General features: G+C 49.8%; 15 protein-coding genes and 1 riboswitch. Of the genes, 14 read left to right on the top strand and 1 reads right to left on the bottom strand.

Annotated elements, in window-relative coordinates; genetic code table 11:
* Nucleotides 1–38: 38 nt before the first annotated feature.
* From LQ247_RS16470 to purD, 14 genes are all read left to right on the top strand, one after another.
* A complete protein-coding gene (locus LQ247_RS16470; RefSeq protein ID WP_369878949.1) occupies nucleotides 39–560 on the top strand; it encodes a DUF2179 domain-containing protein in 522 nt (173 codons plus the stop codon).
* Nucleotides 560–757 (top strand): NETI motif-containing protein, encoded by a 198-nt coding sequence (locus LQ247_RS16465; RefSeq protein ID WP_020450432.1) that lies wholly within the window; start codon nucleotides 560–562, stop codon nucleotides 755–757. The genes LQ247_RS16470 and LQ247_RS16465 overlap by 1 nt, the downstream gene beginning before the upstream one ends.
* 78 nt (nucleotides 758–835) lie before the next feature.
* Nucleotides 836–938, top strand: a riboswitch (purine riboswitch).
* Between the two features lie 136 nt (nucleotides 939–1,074).
* A complete protein-coding gene (purE, locus tag LQ247_RS16460; protein WP_020450433.1) occupies nucleotides 1,075–1,563 on the top strand; it encodes a 5-(carboxyamino)imidazole ribonucleotide mutase in 489 nt (162 codons plus the stop codon).
* A complete protein-coding gene (purK, locus tag LQ247_RS16455; protein ID WP_025810313.1) occupies nucleotides 1,556–2,698 on the top strand; it encodes a 5-(carboxyamino)imidazole ribonucleotide synthase in 1,143 nt (380 codons plus the stop codon). Before purE ends, purK begins: the two co-directional genes overlap by 8 nt.
* Nucleotides 2,695–3,990: an adenylosuccinate lyase gene (purB, locus tag LQ247_RS16450; protein ID WP_231006302.1), complete on the top strand. Its 1,296-nt coding sequence runs from the start codon at nucleotides 2,695–2,697 to the stop codon at nucleotides 3,988–3,990. The genes purK and purB overlap by 4 nt, the downstream gene beginning before the upstream one ends.
* A 74-nt stretch (nucleotides 3,991–4,064) precedes the next feature.
* Nucleotides 4,065–4,781, top strand: coding sequence for a phosphoribosylaminoimidazolesuccinocarboxamide synthase (purC, locus tag LQ247_RS16445; protein ID WP_231006301.1), 717 nt, complete (start codon nucleotides 4,065–4,067; stop codon nucleotides 4,779–4,781).
* Nucleotide 4,782: 1 nt separating this feature from the next.
* A complete protein-coding gene (gene purS / locus LQ247_RS16440; protein WP_003179532.1) occupies nucleotides 4,783–5,037 on the top strand; it encodes a phosphoribosylformylglycinamidine synthase subunit PurS in 255 nt (84 codons plus the stop codon).
* Complete coding sequence (gene purQ / locus LQ247_RS16435; protein ID WP_020450437.1) at nucleotides 5,034–5,717, top strand: phosphoribosylformylglycinamidine synthase subunit PurQ; 684 nt, start codon at nucleotides 5,034–5,036, stop codon at nucleotides 5,715–5,717. The genes purS and purQ overlap by 4 nt, the downstream gene beginning before the upstream one ends.
* Nucleotides 5,701–7,929 (top strand): phosphoribosylformylglycinamidine synthase subunit PurL, encoded by a 2,229-nt coding sequence (gene purL, locus LQ247_RS16430; RefSeq protein ID WP_023855587.1) that lies wholly within the window; start codon nucleotides 5,701–5,703, stop codon nucleotides 7,927–7,929. The genes purQ and purL overlap by 17 nt, the downstream gene beginning before the upstream one ends.
* Nucleotides 7,905–9,335 (top strand): amidophosphoribosyltransferase, encoded by a 1,431-nt coding sequence (gene purF, locus LQ247_RS16425; RefSeq protein ID WP_023855588.1) that lies wholly within the window; start codon nucleotides 7,905–7,907, stop codon nucleotides 9,333–9,335. Before purL ends, purF begins: the two co-directional genes overlap by 25 nt.
* 124 nt (nucleotides 9,336–9,459) lie before the next feature.
* The gene (gene purM / locus LQ247_RS16420; protein WP_025810316.1) at nucleotides 9,460–10,500 is read left to right on the top strand and encodes a phosphoribosylformylglycinamidine cyclo-ligase; all 1,041 of its coding nucleotides are present in this window, start codon (nucleotides 9,460–9,462) and stop codon (nucleotides 10,498–10,500) included.
* Nucleotides 10,497–11,084: a phosphoribosylglycinamide formyltransferase gene (gene purN, locus LQ247_RS16415; protein WP_020450441.1), complete on the top strand. Its 588-nt coding sequence runs from the start codon at nucleotides 10,497–10,499 to the stop codon at nucleotides 11,082–11,084. The genes purM and purN overlap by 4 nt, the downstream gene beginning before the upstream one ends.
* Complete coding sequence (purH, locus tag LQ247_RS16410; protein ID WP_020450442.1) at nucleotides 11,081–12,619, top strand: bifunctional phosphoribosylaminoimidazolecarboxamide formyltransferase/IMP cyclohydrolase; 1,539 nt, start codon at nucleotides 11,081–11,083, stop codon at nucleotides 12,617–12,619. The genes purN and purH overlap by 4 nt, the downstream gene beginning before the upstream one ends.
* A gap of 13 nt (nucleotides 12,620–12,632) precedes the next feature.
* Nucleotides 12,633–13,901, top strand: a complete 1,269-nt coding sequence (gene purD / locus LQ247_RS16405; RefSeq protein ID WP_231006300.1) for a phosphoribosylamine--glycine ligase — start codon at nucleotides 12,633–12,635, stop codon at nucleotides 13,899–13,901.
* A 49-nt stretch (nucleotides 13,902–13,950) separates the two neighbouring features.
* Here purD and LQ247_RS16400 read toward each other — a convergent pair whose 3' ends face one another.
* Nucleotides 13,951–14,529: a TetR/AcrR family transcriptional regulator gene (locus LQ247_RS16400; RefSeq protein ID WP_231006299.1), complete on the bottom strand. Its 579-nt coding sequence runs from the start codon at nucleotides 14,527–14,529 to the stop codon at nucleotides 13,951–13,953.
* Nucleotides 14,530–14,593 lie beyond the last annotated feature (64 nt).

Here is a 14,593-nt window from a genome sequence, read left to right as displayed (position 1 = left end):
TTCAATTGCTTCACTCAGCACTATTGAATGGTGTGATCATGGTTGGAATTATTCTGGTTATCAATATTATATACGTAACGTTTTTAACCCTTCGAATGATACTGACTCTTAAAGGCCAGCGGTATCTCGCCGCTTTTATCGGGACAATCGAAATGCTTGTCTACGTCGTCGGGCTGGGGCTCGTTCTAGATAATTTAAATCAAATCCAAAACGTGATTGCTTACGCGGTCGGATTTGGAATCGGAATCATCGTCGGCACGAAAATTGAAGAAAAGCTCGCTTTGGGCTATATTACCGTTAACGCCATTACGAAAGAGCTTGATTTGGATTTGCCGAAACAGCTCAGGGAAAAAGGCTACGGCGTCACCCACTGGGTCGTCGGCGGACTTGAGGGAGACAGAACGGCGATGCAGATTTTGACGCCGAGAAAATACGAACTGCAGCTGTACGAAACGATTAAATCAATCGATTCAAAAGCATTTATCATTTCCTATGAACCGAAGACGATACACGGCGGATTCTGGGTGAAAGCCGTAAAGAAAAGGAGAATTAAAGAATAATGACAAAGCCGAAAAAAAAGCGCTTTGAAGTAACGGAAGGCGAAACGATCGAATCCGTGTTGACGAAGATGCAGGAAGAAGGCTATACACCGGTGCGTCGAATGGAGGAGCCGGTCTTCAAAGAAACAAAGGAAAATGGAACGATTCAGGTTGTTCCGTGCGGAAGAAAAATTATATTCGAAGGTAAATTACTCTAAACCCGAACATTAGAACAACAAAATATACTATCGTTCGATAATGTCGTTGACATTATCACAGTCCGTTGTTAAGATAAACATGACATGAAAACACATCCTCATATAATCTTGGGAATATGGCCCATAAGTCTCTACCCGATGACCGTAAATCATCGGACTATGCAGGAAAGTGGACAATAAACTGACATGGAGATCGCGAGAAGCGGACTAACTGACGATACACGCGCCATGCCCGGTTTGTGTTGCTTCCTACAAATGCAATACATGCCGGGCTTTTTATATGCGAAGAATAACAGCTAAAGGTGGGACAAAAAGATATGCAGCCTCTTCTTGGTGTTATCATGGGAAGCACATCTGACTGGGAAACGATGAAACATGCCTGCGGCATCCTCGATGAACTGGGAATTCCGTACGAAAAAAAGGTCGTCTCCGCACATCGGACGCCTGATTTAATGTTCGAATATGCCGAAACGGCGCGGGAAAGAGGCTTGAAAGTCATCATTGCCGGAGCGGGCGGAGCCGCTCACCTGCCGGGAATGGTCGCAGCCAAAACGACGCTGCCCGTCATCGGTGTGCCGGTTCAGTCAAAAGCGCTGAACGGTCTCGATTCGTTGCTTTCAATCGTTCAAATGCCGGGCGGTGTACCCGTTGCGACCGTTGCCATCGGCAAAGCGGGAGCGGTCAACGCCGGACTGCTTGCGGCGCAGATTTTGTCAGCTTTTGACGAAAAGCTTGCCGGAAGATTGGATGAACGAAGGGAAAGCATCAGAAAAACCGTGTTGGAAAGCAGTGATCAGCTTGTATAAACAAACGATTTTTCCGGGAGCGACAATCGGCATTATCGGAGGCGGACAGCTTGGCAAAATGATGGCGGTCGCGGCCAAACAAATGGGCTATAAAATCGCTGTTGTTGACCCTGTCCCTTCATCACCGTGCGGACAGGTCGCAGACCTTGAAATTACGGCTGCTTATAATGATCGCGAAGCGATACGGAAGCTTGCCGAAGCGAGCGATGTGATTACTTATGAATTCGAAAACATCGATTATGATGCGCTGAACTGGCTGAAAGAGCACGCTTACCTTCCGCAAGGGAGCGAGCTGTTGCTCCTTACGCAAAACAGGGAAACCGAGAAAAAAGCGATTGAATCAGCGGGCTGCAAAGTCGCCCCGTACCGAATCATTCACGACCGGACGGAACTGGAAGCGTCCGTAGCGGAGCTCGGTCTTCCGGCGGTGCTGAAAACTTGCCGCGGCGGGTATGACGGAAAAGGGCAGTACGTCCTGAAACAACAAGCACAAATCGGGGAAGCCGCAGCACTTTTACAGCACGGCACATGCATTTTGGAAAGCTGGGTTCCTTTCAAAATGGAATTGTCCGTGATCGTGACGAGATCGGTTCACGGAGAGACAACCGTTTTTCCGGCGGCAGAGAACATCCATAAACAAAATATTTTATTCCAGAGCATCGTCCCGGCACGGGCCGATAAAGCGGTTCAGGAACAAGCGGCAGCACTTGCCCTCAGGCTTGCCGAAAAGCTTCAGCTTGTCGGAACACTGGCCGTTGAGCTTTTCCTGAAAGAAGACGGCGAACTTCTCGTCAATGAGCTAGCGCCGCGGCCGCATAATTCCGGCCATTACACCCTTGATCTTTGCGAAACGAGCCAGTTTGAACAGCATATCCGTGCTGTCTGCGGACTGCCGCTCGGCAAAACGGACCTTCTGAAGGAAGGAATGATGGTAAACCTTCTCGGAGATGAAGTGTACATGGCTGAAGAAGATCCCGAACTATTAAAAGAAGCGAAGCTTTATATATACGGAAAGCATGAAGTCAAACCGGGCCGCAAAATGGGGCATATCACATTTTTAAGAACACCCGACAATGAATGGATCGGGAAGATGACAGAAAAGTGGATTGAAAGAGATGGAGGACGAAAACAATGATCGAACGTTATTCAAGACAGGAAATGGCTGCGATTTGGACGGATGAAAACAGATTCCAAGCATGGCTGGAGGTTGAAATACTGGCTTGTGAAGCTTGGGCTGATCTCGGCGTCATTCCGAAAGAAGATGTGAAGGTTTTACGGGAAAAAGCGTCGTTTGACATCAACCGCATCTTTGAAATCGAGCAGGACACGCGCCACGATGTCGTCGCATTTACCCGCGCCGTATCGGAAACGCTTGGCGAAGAGAAAAAATGGGTGCACTACGGACTGACATCAACAGATGTGGTCGATACCGCTCTTTCCTATCTATTAAAACAGGCGAACGATATTTTGCTCAAGGACATTGAGAGATTTGTTGACATCTTGAAAGAAAAAGCAAAGGAACATAAATATACGGTCATGATGGGACGCACACACGGCGTGCATGCAGAACCGACGACATTTGGCTTGAAGCTCGCCCTTTGGTATGAAGAAATGAAGCGCAACCTGGAACGCTTCAAGCAGGCGAAAGAAGGCATCGAAGTCGGTAAAATTTCAGGCGCAGTCGGAACGTACGCGAACATCGATCCATTCGTCGAGCAGTACGTATGTGAGAAGCTCGGCTTAAAACCGGCGCCGATTTCAACACAGACGCTGCAGCGCGACCGCCACGCCGATTATATGGCTGCACTGGCGCTAGTTGCGACAAGCATCGAGAAATTCGCCGTTGAGATCCGCGGCCTCCAAAAAAGCGAAACCCGCGAAGTCGAAGAATTTTTCGCAAAAGGCCAAAAAGGTTCTTCTGCCATGCCGCATAAACGCAATCCGATCGGTTCGGAAAACATGACGGGAATGGCGCGCGTCATCCGCGGCTACATGCTGACCGCCTATGAAAATGTACCGCTTTGGCATGAACGCGACATTTCGCATTCATCAGCAGAGCGCATCATTCTGCCTGATGCGACGATCGCGCTGAACTACATGCTGAACCGCTTTGGCAACATTGTGAAAAACTTGACCGTGTTCCCTGAAAACATGAAGCGCAACATGGACCGTACACTCGGATTGATCTACTCTCAGCGCGTTCTTCTCGCTCTCATTGATACAGGCATGGCGCGTGAAGAAGCGTATGACACTGTTCAGCCGAAAGCGATGGAAGCATGGGAGAAACAAGTGCCGTTCCGCCAGCTTGTCGAGGCTGAGGAAAAAATTACGTCCCGACTGTCTCCGGAACAAATTAACGACTGCTTTGATTACAATTACCACTTGAAAAACGTCGACTACATTTTTGAACGTTTAGGCTTAGCGTAGAATAGACCGCCCGCTTTAACAGGCGGGGGTCTAAAAGATGAAATATTTCCAACATTCGGGTTAGGAGGCCTTCTGTGAATATTGCGAAAAATGAACTTTTATATGAAGGAAAAGCGAAAAGGATATACCTGACGGATGATGACAACACGTTGTTTGTCGAATACAAAGACTCGGCGACGGCTTTTAACGGAGAAAAAAAAGCCGAGATTGATGGAAAAGGCCGTTTAAATAACGAAATTTCCAGCCTGATTTTCACAAGGCTTCACGAGAAGGGAATCAACAACCACTTTGTTGAACGAATTTCAGAAACGGAGCAGCTCATTAAAAAAGTGACGATCATCCCGCTTGAAGTCGTTGTCCGCAATGTCGTTGCGGGAAGCATGTCCAAACGGCTCGGCATTCCGGAAGGCACGGAGCTGGAGCAGCCGATTATCGAGTTTTACTACAAGGATGACGCGCTCGGCGATCCGCTGATCACAGAAGACCATATCCGGATTTTAAACGCGGCTGAGCCTGAACAGGTGGAGAAAATCAAATCGATTACGAGACAGGTAAACGAAGAGCTGCAGACGATTTTCGCGGCTTGCGGTGTCAGATTGATAGATTTCAAGCTTGAGTTCGGGCGCGATAAAGACGGCGAGGTCCTGCTGGCCGATGAGATTTCCCCGGATACGTGCCGGCTGTGGGATAAAGAAACGAATGAAAAGCTTGATAAAGATGTGTTCAGAAGAAACCTGGGCGGATTGACGGATGCATACGAAGAAATATTCAAAAGACTTGGAGGCATGTAATATGTACAAAGTGAAAGTGTATGTCAGCTTAAAAGAGAGTGTTTTAGATCCTCAGGGGAGCGCCGTTCAGCATGCTTTGCACAGCATGTCCTACAAAGAAGTTCAGGACGTCCGCATCGGCAAATACATGGAGCTCACAATTGAAAAATCGGACCGCGACCTTGACGTTCTCGTCAAAGAAATGTGCGAAAAACTTTTGGCCAACACGGTGATTGAAGATTACAGATACGAAGTCGAGGAGGTTGTCGCACAGTGAAATTTGCGGTGATTGTGCTGCCGGGCTCAAACTGCGATATCGATATGTTCCACGCGATCAAGGATGAGCTTGGCGAAGAAGCTGAATACGTCTGGCATACAGAAACAAGTCTTGATGAATATGACGGTGTCCTCATTCCGGGGGGATTCTCATACGGGGATTATTTAAGATGCGGCGCGATCGCCCGCTTCGCAAACATTATGCCGGCCGTCAAAAAAGCGGCTGAAGAAGGGAAGCCGGTGCTCGGCGTCTGCAACGGCTTTCAAATTTTGCAGGAGCTCGGTCTTTTGCCGGGCGCGATGAGACGCAACAAAGATTTGAAATTTATTTGCCGTCCGGTTGAACTGGTTGTCCAAAACAATGAAACGCTTTTTACATCTTCCTACGGCAAAGGCGAATCCATCACGATTCCGGTCGCGCACGGCGAAGGAAACTTCTACTGTGATGAAGAAACGCTTGCCGGATTACAAGAAAACAACCAAATCGCTTTCACATACGGAACGGATATCAACGGAAGCGTCGCCGGCATTGCAGGCGTCGTCAATGAAAAAGGCAATGTATTAGGCATGATGCCTCACCCTGAACGCGCAGTCGATTCTCTGCTCGGAAGCGCCGACGGTCTTAAACTGTTTCAATCTATCGTGAAAAATTGGAGGGAAACTCATGTCGCTACTGCTTGAACCAAGTCAAGAACAAATTAAGGAAGAGAAGCTCTATCAGCAAATGGGTGTCAGCGATGACGAGTTTGCCATGATTGAATCGATTCTCGGAAGGCTTCCAAACTATACGGAAATCGGGATTTTTTCGGTCATGTGGTCAGAGCACTGCAGCTACAAAAATTCCAAGCCGATCCTGAAAAAGTTCCCGACAAAAGGCGAACGCGTCCTGCAAGGGCCGGGGGAAGGCGCAGGAATCGTCGATATCGGCGACAATCAGGCGGTTGTCTTTAAAATCGAATCGCATAACCATCCGTCAGCGATTGAGCCTTATCAGGGAGCTGCAACAGGTGTGGGCGGCATCATCCGCGACGTCTTTTCAATGGGCGCGCGTCCGATCGCTGTTTTGAACTCTCTCCGGTTTGGTGAACTCACTTCACCGCGTGTGAAGTACTTGTTTGAAGAAGTAGTCGCGGGCATTGCCGGATACGGAAACTGCATCGGCATTCCGACCGTAGGCGGTGAAGTTCAGTTTGACAGCTGCTATGAAGGCAATCCGCTTGTCAACGCGATGTGTGTCGGTTTGATCAACCATGAAGATATTAAAAAAGGGCAGGCGAAAGGCGTCGGCAATACGGTCATGTACGTCGGTGCGAAAACGGGGCGCGACGGCATCCACGGCGCCACGTTCGCCTCAGAGGAAATGTCTGACCAATCAGAAGAAAAACGCTCGGCTGTGCAAGTCGGCGATCCATTCATGGAAAAGCTGCTTCTTGAAGCGTGTCTGGAAGTCATCAAATCAGACGCCTTGGTCGGTATTCAGGACATGGGTGCGGCAGGACTGACAAGTTCAAGCGCGGAAATGGCATCCAAAGCCGGATCGGGCATCGAGATGAACCTTGACTTGATCCCGCAGCGCGAAACAGGGATGACGCCGTACGAAATGATGCTTTCCGAATCTCAGGAGCGCATGCTTTTAGTCATCGAACGCGGCCGCGAACAAGAGATCATCGATATTTTTGACAAGTATGATCTTGAAGCTGTGGCTGTCGGTCACGTGACAGACGACAAGATGCTGCGCCTTTTCCACAACGGGGAAATGGTTGCCGATCTTCCGGTTGATGCGCTTGCAGAGGAAGCGCCGGTTTACCATAAGCCGTCAAAAGTTCCGGCTTATTATAAAGAGTTCCTTGAAACAGACGTTCCTGCACCAAAAGTCGAAGATGCGAAAGAAACGCTTCTCGAGCTGTTAAAGCAGCCGACTATTGCGAGCAAAGAATGGGTTTATGACCAATATGACTACATGGTCAGGACGAACACAGTTGTCGCACCGGGCTCTGATGCAGCCGTCCTGCGGATTCGCGGCACGAAAAAGGCGCTTGCCATGACAACGGACTGCAATGCCCGTTACTTGTACCTTGATCCGGAAAAAGGCGGGAAAATCGCTGTCGCTGAAGCGGCCCGCAATATCGTCTGCTCTGGAGCAGAACCGCTTGCCGTTACGGATAACCTCAACTTTGGGAATCCGGAAAAGCCGGAGATTTTCTGGCAGATCGAAAAAGCGGCAGACGGGATCAGCGAGGCGTGCAACGTGCTCAGCACACCGGTCATCGGCGGAAACGTCTCTCTTTACAACGAATCAAACGGAAGCGCGATCTACCCGACGCCTGTCATCGGAATGGTCGGACTGATCGAAGATACAGACCATATTACGACCCAGCACTTCAAAGCAGCGGGCGATTTGATTTATGTCATCGGCGAAACATTCCCTGAGTTCGCCGGAAGCGAGCTGCAAAAACTGTCCGAAGGAAAGATTTACGGCAAAGCGCCTGCCATCGACTTGGAAGTCGAACAAGCGCGTCAAAAAGCGCTTCTGAAAGCGATCCGCACAGGGCTCGTGCAGTCCGCGCATGACGTCTCAGAAGGCGGCATCGGAGTGGCGCTGGCGGAAAGCGTCATATCTTCTCAAGGACTCGGCGCCAATGTAACGCTTGCAGGCGAATCTGCATTGTTATTCAGTGAAACACAATCACGGTTTATCGTCTCTGTGAAAAAAGAGCATCAAGAAGCGTTCGAAAAGCTTGTCAAAGACGCCGAGCTCATCGGCGAAGTAACGTCAGACAGCGCGCTGTCTGTTCAAAGCCAGGAAGGACAACAATGGATTCATGCGCAGACAGAAGAGCTCGAAAGCGCATGGAAAGGAGCTATCCCATGCTTGCTGAAATCAAAGGCTTAAATGAAGAATGCGGCGTATTTGGGATTTGGGGGCATGAAGAAGCACCTCAAATTACGTACTACGGCCTTCACAGCCTTCAGCACAGAGGCCAGGAGGGCGCCGGCATCGTCGCGACAGACGGCGAAAAAATGTCCGCCCACAAAGGCCAGGGGCTGATTACTGAAGTTTTTCAAAACGGCGAGCTCAAAAAGGTGACAGGAAAAGGAGCGATCGGCCATGTCCGCTATGCAACGGCGGGCGGCGGCGGCTTCGAAAACGTCCAGCCGTTCCTTTTCCATTCGCAAAACAACGGCAGCCTTGCGCTTGCGCACAATGGAAACTTAGTGAATGCCACTCAGCTGAAACAGCAGCTTGAAAACCAGGGCAGCATTTTTCAAACGTCTTCTGATACGGAAGTGCTCGCCCATTTAATTAAAAGAAGCGGCCACTTCGAGTTGAAAGATCAGATCAAAAACGCTCTTTCCATGCTGAAAGGCGCTTATGCTTTCCTGATCATGACGGAAAAGGAAATGATCGTGGCGCTTGACCCGAACGGACTTAGACCGCTGTCTGTCGCAATGCTCGGCGACGCGTACGTCGTCGCTTCTGAAACGTGCGCGTTTGATGTGGTCGGCGCGACATATTTGCGAGATGTAGAACCGGGTGAGATGCTGATCATCAATGATGAAGGCATGAAGTCTGAGCGGTTCTCCATCAACATCAACCGTTCGATCTGCAGCATGGAGTACATTTATTTCTCAAGGCCTGACAGTAATATTAACGGCATTAATGTCCACAGCGCGAGAAAGAATCTCGGCAAAAAGCTTGCTGAAGAATCAGGCATTGAAGCAGATGTGGTGACAGGGGTTCCGGATTCAAGCATTTCAGCGGCCATCGGCTATGCCGAAGCGACGGGAATTCCTTACGAACTCGGACTGATTAAAAACCGCTATGTCGGCAGAACGTTCATTCAGCCGTCACAGTCGCTCAGGGAGCAGGGCGTGAGAATGAAGCTGTCAGCCGTCCGCGGGGTCGTTGAAGGCAAGCGCGTCGTCATGGTGGACGATTCCATCGTGAGAGGCACGACGAGCCGCAGGATTGTGACGATGCTGCGCGAAGCCGGAGCGACGGAAGTGCACGTCAGAATCAGTTCCCCGCCTATTGCCCATCCGTGCTTTTACGGAATTGACACATCAACGCATGAAGAACTGATCGCGTCCTCCCATTCAGTGGAAGAAATCCGTCAGGAAATCGGCGCCGATACATTGTCATTCTTGAGCATTGAAGGACTCCTTTCCGGGATCGGAAGACAGTATGAAGACGAAAACTGCGGGCAGTGCATGGCCTGCTTTACAGGAAAATACCCGACCGAGATTTATCAGGATACGGTTCTTCCTCACGTGAAAGAAGCCGTTTTGACAAAATAAACCGGCCGGCGCTCTTGAAGCGCCGCGCCTCCTGAAATGAATAAAGGGCAGCAGAAGCGATGCGGCTGCTCTTTTGATTTTGAATATTACGAATGGACAAGCGCGGAATAAGGAGTGGATTGTGTTGTCTGAAAGCTATAAAAACGCCGGGGTTGATATTGAAGCCGGATATGAAGCCGTAAAACGAATGAAAAAACATGTGGAAAGAACGAAGCGAATCGGCGCAATGGGCGGTCTTGGCGGATTTGGCGGCATGTTTGACCTGTCAGAACTGCCGTACAAAAAGCCGGTTCTGATTTCGGGAACGGACGGTGTCGGCACAAAGCTGAAGCTCGCTTTTGCGATGGACAAGCATGACACGATCGGCATCGATGCCGTCGCTATGTGTGTCAACGATGTGCTCGCTCAAGGAGCGGAGCCGCTGTTCTTCCTCGATTACCTTGCGGTCGGAAAAGCCGACCCCGTTAAAATTGAAGAAATTGTAAAAGGTGTCGCAGAAGGCTGTGTACAGTCAGGATCAGCGCTAGTCGGCGGAGAAACGGCGGAAATGCCGGGTCTTTATACAGAGGATGAATACGATATTGCCGGGTTCTCGGTCGGAGCTGCTGAAAAAGATGGCATCGTCACGGGCGAAAACATCAGCGAAGGGCACCTTTTAATCGGACTTTCTTCAAGCGGACTTCACAGCAACGGCTTCTCTCTCGTTCGTAAAGTTCTTCTTGAAGATGCCGGTCTGAACCTTGATGAGACGTATACACCTTTTGAACGGCCTCTTGGCGAAGAGCTTTTAGAGCCGACGAAAATTTATGTCAAGCCTGTCCTTGAAGCGGTGAAATCAGGTAAAATCGCAGGCATGGCGCACGTGACCGGCGGCGGTTTTATTGAAAACCTGCCGCGCATGATGCCTGATGGTCTCGGTGTTGAAATCGACATCGGCTCCTGGCCCGTCCCTCCTGTCTTTCCGTTCATTCAGGAGAAAGGCGGCCTGAAGTCCGAGGAAATGTTCAATGTTTTCAATATGGGAATCGGGTTTGTCCTTGCGGTGAAAGAAGAGGATATGACGAACGTGATTCAAACGCTCGAAAACAACGGTGAAAAAGCCTATCTCATCGGCAGAGTGAAAGCCGGAAGCGGCGTTGAGTTTGGCGGTGCCGGTCTTTCATGAGAAAATTCGCGGTATTTGCATCAGGAAGCGGAACGAACTTTGAAGCGATCGCAAGAAGAATGAGAGAAGAGAACTGGGATGCCGAAATCGTCCTTGTCGTCTGTGACAAGCCCGATGCGAAAGTGCTTGAAAGAGCGGAAAAAGCCGGAATTCCATCGTTCGCATTCCAGCCGAAATCGTTCGAAAATAAAGCAGCTTTTGAACAAGTGATCGTTGAACAGCTCCGCCTCCACGGAGCAGAATGGATTGTCCTGGCGGGGTACATGAGACTGATCGGCGATACGCTTCTGTCGGCTTACCGGAATAAAATCATCAACATCCATCCGTCGCTCCTGCCGGCGTTTCCCGGCATCGACGCGATCGGACAGGCGTACAGAGCGGGTGTGAAAGTGGCGGGCATCACGGTTCACTATGTTGACGAAGGCATGGACACCGGTCCGATTATCGCCCAGCGCGCCGTCGAGCTTGAAAAAAGCGAAACACTCGCATCTCTTGAAGAAAAGATACACAAATTGGAGCATGAGCTTTATCCCGAAGTAATCAAAGAGCTTCTTGAACTAAATGGCAGAGGTGAAAAGGAATGACGATCAAACGCGCATTAATCAGCGTATCAGATAAAACGAACATTGTCCCTTTTGTAAAAGAATTGACAGAGCTTGGCGTAGAAGTGATTTCAACAGGCGGCACAAGCAAACTTCTTCAGGAAAACGGCGTTGACGTCATCGGCATTTCTGAAGTGACGGGCTTTCCCGAAATCATGGACGGCCGTCTGAAAACCCTTCATCCGAATATTCACGGCGGGCTTCTTGCCGTCCGCGGCAACGAAAAACACATGGCGCAGCTCAATGAACAGGGAATTCAGCCGATCGACCTTGTCGTTGTTAATTTATATCCGTTTAAAGAAACGGTTTCTAAAGAAGACGTCACATTCGAAGAAGCGATTGAGAATATCGACATCGGCGGTCCAGGCATGCTTCGCGCAGCAGCGAAAAACCACCAGGACGTGGCGGTCATCGTCGATCCCCGCGACTACAGCCCTGTACTGAACGACTTGAAAGAAAACGGCAGCGTCTCTCTTGAGAAAAAACGCGAGTTGGCAGCGAAGGTGTTCCGCCACACGGCAGCGTATGACGCGTTGATCGCTGACTATTTAACAAAGGTAACCGGCGAAAAAGAGCCTGAACAGTTCACCGTCACTTTTGAGAAAAAGCAATCGCTCCGCTACGGCGAAAATCCGCATCAGGAAGCAGTCTTTTATCAAAGTGCGCTCCCTGTCAAAGGGTCAATCGCTTCAGCTGAACAGCTGCACGGAAAAGAGCTCTCTTACAACAATATCAAAGACGCGGATGCAGCACTTCAAATCGTCCGCGAGTTCACGGAGCCGGCTGCGGTTGCCGTCAAGCATATGAACCCTTGCGGCGTCGGGACGGGCAACACGATCGAAGAGGCGTTTAACAAAGCATACGCCGCTGACGAAACGTCAATTTTCGGCGGCATCATCGCTTTGAACCGGGAAGTGGATAAAGCGACGGCTGAAACGCTTCACAAAATCTTTTTGGAAATCATCATCGCGCCAGCATTCAGCCAAGAAGCGCTTGATATTTTAACATCCAAGAAAAACCTTCGCCTCTTGACCCTTGATGTCAATCAGCCTGTGAAAAACGAAAAGCAGCTGACATCTGTTCAAGGCGGGCTTTTGATTCAGGATCTGGATATGCACGGTTTTGACGACGCCGACATCACAATTCCGACGAAAAGAGAGCCGACCGAACAGGAATGGGCTGACTTGAAGCTCGCTTGGAAAGTTGTGAAGCATGTCAAATCGAATGCGATTGTCCTGGCAAAAGACGATATGACGATCGGCGTCGGCGCTGGACAAATGAACCGAGTCGGCTCCGCGAAAATCGCAATTGAGCAAGCCGGCGGGAAAGCGAAAGGAAGCGCGCTCGGATCAGATGCGTTCTTCCCGATGCCTGATACGGTCGAAGAAGCGGCTAAAGCCGGTGTGACGGCGATCATTCAGCCGGGCGGATCGGTTCGTGATGAAGATTCGATTCAAAAAGCGGATGAATACGGGATCGCGATGGTGTTCACCGGAATCCGCCATTTCAAACATTGAGGGAGTGACCAGCGTGAACGTATTGATTATCGGCAGAGGCGGCAGGGAGCACACGCTCGCCTGGAAAGCGGCGCAAAGCCCTCTTGTCGGCACTGTATATGCGGCGCCCGGCAATGACGGAATGGCCGGGACCGCCGTACTCGTTGATCTTGACGAAGGCAATCACGAAGGGCTTCTCGCTTTCGCAAAAGAAAACAATATCGGACTGACGATTGTCGGTCCTGAGGTCCCTCTAATCGAAGGGCTTGTGGATGCATTTGAAGAAGCGGGCCTTCCGGTGTTCGGTCCGTCGAAAAAAGCAGCGGTGATTGAAGGAAGCAAGCAGTTTGCCAAAGATCTGATGAAAAAATATCAAATACCGACAGCAGAATACGAAACGTTTACATCTTTTGAAAAAGCAAAGGCGTATGTTGAGGAAAAAGGCGCTCCGATCGTCATCAAAGCTGACGGGCTTGCCGCTGGAAAAGGCGTCACAGTCGCGATGACAGCCGAAGATGCGGTTCAGTGTCTGCATGACTTTTTAGAAGATGAAAAGTTCGGCGATGCAAGCGCCTCTGTCGTTATCGAGGAATTTTTAAACGGTGAAGAATTTTCGCTGATGGCTTTTGTCAAAGGTGAAAAAGTGTATCCGATGGTGATCGCGCAAGATCACAAGCGGGCATTTGACGGAGACAAAGGCCCGAATACAGGGGGAATGGGCGCATATTCCCCGGTGCCGCAGATTTCGGATGCGGTCGTTGAAGACGCCGTTAAAACGATTTTGGAGCCGGCGGCCGAAGCGATGGTTAAAGAAGGCCGTTCGTTTACGGGAGTCTTGTATGCTGGCTTAATGCTAACCGAAAAAGGAACAAAAGTGATCGAATTCAACGCGAGATTCGGAGATCCGGAAACCCAGGTCGTACTGCCGCGTCTTGAATCAGACCTTGTACAAGTCTTGCTTGACCTCCTCGCCGACAAAGAAGTGGAGCTGAAGTGGAAGGATACGGCGGCAGTCACCGTTGTTCTAGCATCTGACGGCTATCCGGAAAGCTATGAAAAAGGCACGCCGATCGGCACGCTTGAGCCTGATATGGAACAGACCGTCGTCTTTCACGCAGGCACGAAAAAAAGTGGCGGTCAGTTTGTGACAAACGGCGGCCGCGTCGCCAATGTCACGGCGTTTGCCGAGACGTTTGAAGCGGCCAGGGAAGCAGCCTATCAAGCGGTGGAACGAGTAAGAAAACCGGGGCTGTTTTACCGGACGGATATCGGCGCGCGTGCGCTCAAGGCAGCGCAGAAATAACCGGTGAAGAGACAGAGCGGGAGCACCCGTTTTGTCTCTTTTTTTGCCGTCAATTTTTTTGGATCATTTTAATCAACGATTCAGCCATCAATTCGGGCGGATAAGGCATGTCGTTTTCAAGCCACCATGCGGCTGTGCCCGCAAAGGCGGAAATCACAAATCGCCGCTGGATATCAAGAGGCACTGAGCGGTTAGTATCGGCAGCTGCCGTTTTTTTGATTCCCGTCAAAAAGCTGTCATTCCAAAAGTCATTGAGCAGCTCCTTAATGTTCAGCTCATATCTTCTGTTGATGATAATCGCAAAATCATCGCAGTTCTGTTGTAAATGCTGATAAAAGCGCAGCACATACCAGTACGCTTCAGGCTTTTCCCCGCTGCAATCTATATCAAGCGGCGAAAAAATATCCTCTTTCATTACTTCAAACATGTCTCTCATATTTTGATGAAGCAAATCGTATTTATCTTGATAATGCTGATAAAATGTCGTTCGATTCAAGTTTGCCCGTTGCGTAATATCCTGTACAGAGATTTTTCCCCATTCTTTTTCAGCAAGCAGTTCAAACAAGGCTTTTTTTAAATTTGTTTTCGATTTTGTAATCCGCTTGTCCCCGCGATAGCTGTCAGCCACTTCAGCCGCCTCCTCAAACACTTTTTCGACACTTCTTTTCCACTTGTTGGTTGAATGATCCGGT

It is taken from the genome of Bacillus sp. BS3(2021) (genome assembly GCF_021043345.1).
Taxonomy (GTDB): Bacteria; Bacillota; Bacilli; order Bacillales; family Bacillaceae; genus Bacillus; species Bacillus paralicheniformis.
This window is presented reverse-complemented; position numbering and strand designations above follow the sequence as displayed.

Excerpts from the sequence above, each read along its gene's own strand:
- LQ247_RS16470 (WP_369878949.1), top strand. The coding sequence starts at position 39 with ATGGTTGGAATTATTCTGGTTATCAATATTATATACGTAACGTTTTTA.
- purH (WP_020450442.1), top strand. The coding sequence starts at position 11,081 with ATGACGATCAAACGCGCATTAATCAGCGTATCAGATAAAACGAACATT.
- LQ247_RS16465 (WP_020450432.1), top strand. The coding sequence starts at position 560 with ATGACAAAGCCGAAAAAAAAGCGCTTTGAAGTAACGGAAGGCGAAACG.
- purE (WP_020450433.1), top strand. The coding sequence starts at position 1,075 with ATGCAGCCTCTTCTTGGTGTTATCATGGGAAGCACATCTGACTGGGAA.
- purB (WP_231006302.1), top strand. The coding sequence starts at position 2,695 with ATGATCGAACGTTATTCAAGACAGGAAATGGCTGCGATTTGGACGGAT.
- purL (WP_023855587.1), top strand. The coding sequence starts at position 5,701 with ATGTCGCTACTGCTTGAACCAAGTCAAGAACAAATTAAGGAAGAGAAG.
- purN (WP_020450441.1), top strand. The coding sequence starts at position 10,497 with ATGAGAAAATTCGCGGTATTTGCATCAGGAAGCGGAACGAACTTTGAA.
- purS (WP_003179532.1), top strand. The coding sequence starts at position 4,783 with ATGTACAAAGTGAAAGTGTATGTCAGCTTAAAAGAGAGTGTTTTAGAT.
- purF (WP_023855588.1), top strand. The coding sequence starts at position 7,905 with ATGCTTGCTGAAATCAAAGGCTTAAATGAAGAATGCGGCGTATTTGGG.